Origin of the sequence: Protofrankia symbiont of Coriaria myrtifolia, from assembly GCF_900634755.1 — a bacterium.
In the GTDB taxonomy this organism is placed as follows: domain Bacteria; phylum Actinomycetota; class Actinomycetes; order Frankiales; family Frankiaceae; genus Protofrankia; species Protofrankia coriariae.
Genome location: NZ_CAAAFS010000124.1, coordinates 6,073 through 11,242 on the forward strand (window position 1 = coordinate 6,073; position 5,170 = coordinate 11,242).

The 5,170-nt window shown below is 72.0% G+C and carries 2 protein-coding genes and 1 pseudogene; 2 read left to right on the top strand and 1 reads right to left on the bottom strand.

Annotated elements, in window-relative coordinates; all coding sequences use genetic code 11:
* Positions 1-772 precede the first annotated feature (772 nt).
* Entirely contained in the window at positions 773-2,158 is a 1,386-nt protein-coding gene (locus CM1CMNOD_RS06785; RefSeq protein WP_131773901.1) for a hypothetical protein, read from the top strand.
* A gap of 194 nt (positions 2,159-2,352) precedes the next feature.
* On the opposite strand, the gene CM1CMNOD_RS06790 is transcribed toward CM1CMNOD_RS06785, so the two are convergent.
* Positions 2,353-4,104, bottom strand: a complete 1,752-nt coding sequence (locus CM1CMNOD_RS06790) for a glycosyltransferase family 4 protein (RefSeq protein WP_013872930.1) — start codon at positions 4,102-4,104, stop codon at positions 2,353-2,355.
* A gap of 206 nt (positions 4,105-4,310) precedes the next feature.
* On the opposite strand from CM1CMNOD_RS06790, the pseudogene CM1CMNOD_RS21580 reads away from it, so the two are divergent.
* Positions 4,311-5,170, top strand: a pseudogene (locus tag CM1CMNOD_RS21580) (polysaccharide biosynthesis protein); the annotation flags it as partial.

Consider the following 5,170-nt stretch of genomic DNA (forward strand, 5'->3'; position numbering starts at 1 on the left):
CCATCGCGTCCGGTGCCTCATCCGACCGTTTCGTTGTTTTTTCGTTGTTCTTGTTGTCGGCCCGGGCGCCGTCGATGGGCGGCAGGGCGCCTCGTGCTGAATCTTCGTACTGAACCCGCGCCGTCCATGGGGTAAAAAATCGTTCAAGTACTATTCTGCAGATGATTGTTCTCGCGGCTTCTCGTCTCGACATCTCGGCGTTTCGACTCGATACCCATTCGGCTTCCGCCGGCGATGTCCGTGGTCGTCTCGGCGCTGCGGTCACCGATGGGCATTCGCCGGTAATCACTGGTAACCGGAGCGAATCCGGCGACAGAAGAGGTCTTCACCACTGTTTCCGACTGGATCACATCAATGGTCCCGGCGAGTCGGAAACTGGGCTGCGTGGGGATCTGTCGTGGGGACATTCGCCGCTGCACCGTTCTCCTGACCGGGATGGACGGGCAGGAAGAAGGAGGATGTGAACATCGACCCCCACGAAATGTGGCGATCCGCGTTGCTCCCGGGACCGTCCGCGCCCGTGGTCCCCGCCCCGCGAACCGGATCGTCCGTAGCGCCGGTGTCGGCCGGCCTGGTCCGAGCAGGCTCCCGCCGGAGCGGCTCCGTCCAGAACCGTTCCGGGACGACCGCTCCCGGCCGCACCGGAGCTGGTCCGGACGAAACCGGTCGGCCTGTTCCCAAGCGTGCCCGGCCGGTCCGGGAACGCCGCTTTTCGGTACTGGAAGATCTGATCGTCGCCTCTGACCGCAGGACCGCGCCGATCTCGGTCGGGATGATCGCTCGTACCCGCGAGATCATCGATTCGTTCATCCTGCGGGACGCGGTGATCGATGTCCTGCTGCGTCACCCGATGGCCCGGGCACGCATGCGCACGGGATTGTCCGGCCGGCGGTGGTGGTTCCCGCACAGCCCGGACGACGTGCTGACAGTGGCAAAAGGTGATGGTGACGATGACGTGTGGGAGAAGTTCGCGGAGATCTGCTCGCATCCGTTCGACCTGACCGCATCCTGCCCGCTGCGGGTCCTGCACGTGCGGCTGCCCGCCGGCGACGCGGTCGCCGTTGCCGCGCATCATGCCGCCCTGGACGGGATGAGCGTGGCGATGCTGCTGCGCGCGATCCTTCAGCGCTGCCCCAGCACCGCTTTCCGGGCGCTGGCCGGCGTGCCCACCGAGCCGGCGTGGCTGGCTGAGGCCACCGGCGCGCGTGCGTCCGAGCTGTCTGGCCAGGCGGTGCCGGGCCTGCACGCGGTGCCCGTCCGGCCGGCACAGGTCCGCGCGGTGCGCCGGCTCGTCCTCGGGCTGCCGGTGCCGCGGCTGCCCAGCCGAGTCGCCCCGTCACCGGGGAGCCGGCCGGGCAGCCGCACGCGTTCCGCGCGGGCTCATCCCGGCCGGGCGACGGATGATCGTCACAGTTCCGCCTACGGGGTGTACTGCGAGACCGTCCCGGTCCCGAGATCCGTCCGGACGTCGGTGGCGGGCGCCCCGGCCACGGTGAACGATCTCCTGCTGGCCGCCGCGAAGGTAGCCGTCCAGCGGTGGAACACCGCGGCCGGGCAGCCCACCATGACGGTGCGGGTACGCATGCCGATCAGCCAGCGCGCCCCGGGTGGTACGGACGCCATCGGGAACCACACCGGCGAGGTTCTGATCGTGACGACACCACGGGACCGCCAGGATCCCGCCACCGCGCTTGCCGCGGTACGCCGGCAGACCGCAGCGGGCAAGGCGGTGGGCAAGGCAGCGGGCAGGACGGTCGGGGCGCGGCCGGTCACCGGCGGCAGGATCGGCGGTGTCGCCTGGCTGCCCGGCCCGGCCCGTCACGCGCTGCTACGGCTGGCTGTGATCACGGCGCGACCGTTGCTGATGCCGACGATCACCGTGACCAACCTGGGCCGGCTCGCCGACCCGTCGGCGTCGGGCACGTCCGGGCCGGACGTCGCCTCACTGCACTTCGCGGCGTTCGCCGGGCTGCCACAGGGACTGGTGATAGCCGCCGCCGGCTACCGTCGCGATCTCGGCCTGACCTTCTGCTACCACCGTGACCTGTTCGACCGAGCCGCTGTACGTCGCTTCGCGCGGGTGTACCGGACAGCCCTGGACGAACTGACCGGCCTCCCACCCTCAGAGACAGCCGCCCAGTCTGCCGCGGTCGGGTGACACGGACACCGTCCGCAGTGCTGCCCGGCAGCGGGCGCCACTGGCCGGAAGAGGAGACAGTAGGTGGTTTCGGTTGCTATCGCAGCGGTTCCCACCTACGGGTTCCACGTCCGTAGGTGGGAACCGCTGCTAGCACGACGGTTTTCACCTACAGCTCGGGGAAGCGTCTGCCAGAGACGTCTGCCAGAGAGGCATCAGCCTACTTTGGTGATCATGGGTGTGATGGTGGTTCCGCTGGTGGGCTGCGGGTCGGGCAGGGCACAGCGGGTGGCTGCGATCAACAGATCCTCGCCGGTGGCGGCCCGTGCCTCGATCTGACCGGTCACGCCGGCTCGGGTGAGCGCGGCGCGGGCGTCGGCGGGGGAGGCCCCGTAGAGGACCGCGACCGCCCGGCCGGCAGCGGCCTGCCCGCCCAGTCGGTCGGGCACGGCGTCGTCCCCGGTCAGGCGGTACACCAGGTCAGTGCGGCGCAGGGTCGGCAGCGGCCGAGTGGGCGCCAGCGGGAACTCCGCGCGGGTCACGACGTCGTCCGCGCGGCGTGACCCGCGTCGGCGCCCGGCCGAGGCAGGCCCGCTCAGGGACGCAGATTCGTCCAGCGGGCTCCCGCCCCGCGGCCGCCGGCCCGGCAGCCGCCGCCAGCCTGGCAGCGGCCCGCCCGGTGTGCTTCCGCCCGGTGCGCTTCCAGCCGGTGCGTTCCCACCCGGTGGCTGTCCGCCGAGCGGGCCACGGCCCGAGCGCCTCCCGCGGCCCCGGGCCGCCGCCAGCCGGTCCATCTCGGCGGTCACCACCCGGGCGAGCAGTTCGGCGGTGGCGTCCCAGGTGAAGCCCGCGGCCCACGCCCGCGCCCGGGAACGCCAGCGCGCCGCCACGGCCGGGTCCGCCAGCGTGGACAGGGCCGCGTCGATCGTCGCCGTGAGCGGGCCGGGCTCGTCCACCAGCCAGCCGGTGTGCCCGTCGCGGACGGCGTCACGTAGCCCGGGGACGCGGAAGGCGACCGCCGGCACGCCGTGGGCGTTGGCCTCCAGCACCGACAGGCCCCAGCCCTCCCCGTGGGAGGGGTTGACCGTCAGCCAGGCCGTCGACAGCAGCCGGTCCCGCTCGGCCGCGTCGACATACCCGTGCCAGTGCAGGACCTCCTCGCCGACGCCCCGCTCGTGGGCGTGCTGCAGCAGCCGGTCGCGGTCGGGTCCGTCCCCGACCATCTCCACGACCAGGCCGGGATGGGACGCGCGCAGCGCGGGCAGCGCGTCGATGAGCAGGTGCAGCCGCTTGTGCGGGACCAGCCGCCCGACACAGACGATGGTCGGCCGGTCGGCGGGGCGGGGCGACGCGGGCCGGGCCGGGCCGGGCAGCGGGCTGTCGGCGCCGCCGGGCACGATGAAGCGGGGCCCGGCCAGCTTCAGCACGTCCCGGGCCTCGTCCCGGGTGGACGGTGACACCACCGCCACCGGGCGCCGCCCGTACACCCAGCGGCTTCCCGGCGTCTCCAGCAGCTGTCCGATCCGGGCCACCGGCGCCGGGAAGTAGAGCGGGAACTGCCGCTGGTGGACGTGGTGGAGGACCTGGATCACCGCGGTGCTGGCGGGCAGCACCAAGGGGCTGAAGAACGGGATGCCGTTCTGGCAGTCCACCACCGCGTCGACGCCGCGGCGGTCGCGCAGCAGCTGGGCGAGGACGGCCGGATACACTCCGAACGTGCCGCCGCGGCGGTGGATCTCGACGCCGCGGACGGTGGCCGACCGGGTCTGGCCGGCCGGGCGGGCGGTGAGCAGGCTCACTCGGGCGCCGGCCGCGGCGAAGCGCTCGGCCACCGACTGGCAGTAGAGTTCAGCACCACCGGCCTGCGGGTGGTCAAGATCACGCCAGTTGAGGAACACCACACGACGGCCGGCGAGCGCGTCGATCCGCCTGCTCAGACTGCCTGCGGGCGCTGCGGTCACGGGCACTGGCGCACTCCTTTCAGTGGACGGCTGTCGTCAACCTTCTGACGCCGGTGGCGCGGTCCTCGCCCCAGCCCGCGACGATGGTGTCAGATCGCGGGGACCGGACGTCGATGGGGCGCGAGCGGTGGCTTACCGTGGATCAGCGATGCCCGGCAAAGGGCGGCAAAATGGACCCGCTACCGCAAGCGGGGCCGGGCGGGAGGAGATGGGTGACGAACGTCGGACGCGCGGCGCTCGCGCGAGCTCTCCAGGGGCCTGGGGCGCTCGCGGTCGCCGGGGTCGCCATCAATGGCGGCAACCTGCTGGCCAACCTGGTGTTCGCACGGGCGCTCGACGCCGTCAACTACGGCGCGCTGGTCGTCCAGACCGGAATCTTCCTGATCCTGTCGATGGGCGGTTCCGCTCTGCAGATCGCCGTGGTGCAGCGGGACACCTCCGCACCCGGCCACACCCGGCATCAGCGGGGGTTCTGGATCCGCCGGCTGCGCGGTGTCTGCGCGGTCGGAGTGGCCGTCGCCTGCGTCCTCGGCCTGCTGGCCGCCAGGCCCACGGCGGCGGTGCTGTCCTACCCGCACCCGCTGGCGATCGCGGAGGCGGTCGTGGCCGCGGGGGTGTGGGTGTCGCTGTCGGTCGAGCGCGGCCTGTTGCAGGCCCGCCGCGCCTATCAGGACCTGGCCCGCAACTTCGTCCTGGAGGGCGTGGCCCGGATCACCGTCACCGTCGGTCTGGTGTTCGCGGGGCTGGGCGTCAACGGCGCGGGCCTCGGTCTGATCGTCGGTGTTGCGCTCGCGACCGAGCACGCTCGTCGACGCACCGCACGAACATCACGTAAAGTAACAGATGTTCGACATTCGATCACATACGGTGGCGATGGGCCGGAACGGATCGGCTCCACCGGGCCGATCATCCTGCCGCCCGTCCCGACGGTGCGGACCAGGCACGCCCTGCGGCGTGACACGACAACCGCGCTCGCCGCGCTCGTGCCGCTGGCCATGCTGCAGAACATGGACGTGGTCATCGTCGGCTGGCTCAACCCCGACTCGGTCGGGGCGTACGCCGCCATCGCCAC

Bases quoted from the DNA above. Each gene is read 5' to 3' on its own strand.
- CM1CMNOD_RS06785 (WP_131773901.1), top strand. From the start codon at position 773: ATGATCGCTCGTACCCGCGAGATCATCGATTCGTTCATCCTGCGGGAC.